The 2,797-nt window shown below is 64.2% G+C and carries 2 protein-coding genes and 1 pseudogene; all 3 read right to left on the reverse strand.

Annotation, left to right across the window (positions count from 1 at the left end; all coding sequences use genetic code 11):
- Positions 1 to 583: 583 nt before the first annotated feature.
- A pseudogene (locus ABZV94_RS41080) lies at positions 584 to 799 on the reverse strand (transposase); the annotation flags it as partial.
- Between the two features lie 58 nt (positions 800 to 857).
- Positions 858 to 1,397 carry a hypothetical protein gene (locus ABZV94_RS41085; protein ID WP_356350152.1) on the reverse strand — a complete coding sequence of 180 codons (540 nt, stop codon included), beginning with the start codon at positions 1,395 to 1,397 and terminating at the stop codon, positions 858 to 860.
- Positions 1,394 to 2,536, reverse strand: coding sequence for an XRE family transcriptional regulator (locus tag ABZV94_RS41090; RefSeq protein ID WP_356350154.1), 1,143 nt, complete (start codon positions 2,534 to 2,536; stop codon positions 1,394 to 1,396). Before ABZV94_RS41090 ends, ABZV94_RS41085 begins: the two co-directional genes overlap by 4 nt.
- Positions 2,537 to 2,797: the final 261 nt, after the last annotated feature.

The following is a 2,797-nucleotide window of genomic DNA, read 5'->3' on the forward strand; positions in this document are numbered from 1 at the left end:
CCCCGCTTTCATACCCGGTCGGCCACGAGATCACCCGACCGAGTCGACGACCTCGAACTCACGCCCACCATGATCGGTACGACAACGGCTTCTAAAGCCTCCCCAACGAGGCGTGACGGCAGCTTCCCGCCGTCGTTAAACAGCACAACTCCATACACCGGGCCCCGGGGATGCGTTCTCTTCGGGGCTCGTGGTGTGTCCGGACGCGAGTCACATCTCCCCGGCCGTCGACGGGCGCCGGCACAGAGCCGGTCCTGCCTGTGGTGACAGTTAGTGGAGGTTCCGTCGATGGGCCTCGCGCCGGATCCATGTGGCCAACCTCTGCGCCCTGAGAGCCCGGTCCCGCTGTTTCTCCGTCAGGTGGCGCGGCAGTGGCCGCGGCTCACCGTTGAACTCGAGGAACAGGTCAGCCTTCGACGTCAGGGGCAACATGTCGGCACCGCCGTAGCAGTCGCGCCAACTGATGCGATGTCCCGCCGGTGGGCAGCAGCTGTCGGCGTGGGCAGCGTTGAAGAGCTGATGGGCCTCCTCGCCGCCGCAAGCGGGGTCTGTCAAACGAACGGTGTAACTGGGGTAGTTGGTGCTACTGGCGGGCTGCCGACAGGCGGCCGTCGAAGGTGATGTCGAAGGCTTTCAGCGCGGTCTTCCAGCGCATGGTCCAGCGGGCCTGGCCCTTGCCCGTGGGGTCGAGGGACATGATCGCCATGTAGACGCACTTCAGGGCGGCCTGCTCGTTGGGGAAGTGTCCACGGGCCTTGACCGCCCGGCGGATGCGGGCATTCACCGACTCGATCGCGTTGGGGCCTTCCCGCACTGCTTCCCTCCCTGCCGCGCGTAGGGCCTTTGAGGGTTACCAGTCAGCCTTGTGTGAAGTCGTGGTAGCTCGCAGGTATGCGAACCCCGCGGTTTGCATCGTCCATCCGCCGAAGGACCTGCTGCGCCTCGTCCCATTCCAAATCCCCACTGGCGTGGAAGTCTGCGAGCAATCGCGTGGTGTCCCACGTCGTGAGGCTGCTGCGGCCGGCCATACGGGCCGCGTCCCGGTCGTCGGTCAGCAGAACCGCGCCAGCGAGCTCAACTCGAGTACGCATTGCGTGGATGGACTCGGCCTCGCCCAGGTGGAGGGTCGGCTCGTTGCGGGTACCGCCGAGCGCGGTACGAAGACGACCGACGTTCTTCTGGTCCTCCGTTCGGTTGAGCTCGATCGGCTCACCAAGCCAGCCCTCGTCGAGCAGAGGTTGCAGTCCCGGAAAGTTGTGGGCCCACTTACGCAGCTCGGCATCCACGGCCTGCGTGCAACGAGGCGTGCGTACCGCAAGGCCTGACTTGAGCAACGTCATATCGCCTGATGCCGCAAAGTTGATCACAGAGCAGGCATCGGTTACCAGGATCGTCACGGAGTGAACACCGGTTCCTTGTCCTCGGCGACCTCGCTCGCGGCTCCGTCCAGCGCCTCATGCAGCAGTCCCGTCTCGCATCCGAGGACGCGCGCTGGCCACTGCGCGCTGATGTCGCCAGCCACGAACGCCCGCAGTGAACGCTCCACGAGCGCCTCCGGTAGCCGCTGCCTGCTCTGATGCTTGACCAGCTCGAAGTAGCGGTCTTCCCAGCCGCCTTCTCGTGCCGCCTCGGGTGCAGACATACAAGCGAGGCGGCTCCGCTCAGCGCCATCGACAAGGCCCAGATTCTTGAGCCGCCAAGCCAGTGCGTCCGAGGAAACGAGGAAGTCGCCGACCAGGGAGGCGAACAACGTCGGCGTCACCTTGTCTTTGACTCGCTCCCGGATCTCTTGCTCTGGCATAAGCAGTGCGGCGGCGAACGAGTTGGCGCGCATTTCTGCGATGCGGTGGTGTGTCGACATAACGTCCTTGTCGACGAGGAGGCCCTTCGTGTCAACGTCCCCTGCGAGGTGATGTTCCAGTTCGTGAGCGAGGGTGAAACGCTGTCGGCTCCAGGCGGCATCTGTGTTGATCACGATGATGCGGCAATCCTCGCTCCGCCAGGAGAGGCCATCGAAGCCGGGGCCATACGGCTGAGCAGTGACGTGGATACCGAAGGCGGCTTCGATTGCGCTGGGCATGTCTGCCCGGAAGTCGTCGACGAGGAGGGCACGTGCAGCTTCGGCCAGCGTGGGGCCATCAGCGATTGCTAGCCCACTAAGCGCAGGGCGCTCCCAGCTGAGGAGTGGTGAGATGACCTGCGCGATTCCGAGATCGTTCAATGCCGCCTCGGTCTCGTCGAGCGTCTCGGCGCGCTTCACGGCCACCTCCCATGCGGGGGACTCGTCCGAGTCGTCGCGGGCGGCGAGTGCGGCTGCCGGCGGCCGTTTCCCGGTGAGCAGGTAGTCCACGGTCGTACCGAAATGCTCCGCGATGGCCGCCAACTCATAGGTGGAAAAGTGGCGCCCCCCGCCGAGAGACAGGGACAGCTTCGGGTTCGTGATTCCGATGGCTTCGGCCAGTTGGGTCTGGTTCATCCCAGCGCCATCCATGAGTGACCGGACGCGGCTCTGTAGGGTTTCTTCCTCGTTCGGCATGCCTCCAGAGTACCCGGATTTTTCGAAAATCGAAACAGGTCGCACCGGTCTTCACCTGGATAAACGATCGGCACGCAGCGTGAGAGCCGCAGCTCAGGCACGCCTGCGGGACACCTGGGGCGTGAGGTTTTTATCAAACTGTTGTGCGAAGGGCGTGCCTCTATGCCTAAGGGCTCGCAGAGAATCAAGGTGTTGCTTCGCGTGATGCGGCTCGTTGTTGTGATATGAGCGTCTCCGATGAGATCCGTGGTCAACTCGCCG

Source organism: Streptomyces sp. NPDC004658 (assembly GCF_040609555.1).
Classification (GTDB): domain Bacteria; phylum Actinomycetota; class Actinomycetes; order Streptomycetales; family Streptomycetaceae; genus Streptomyces.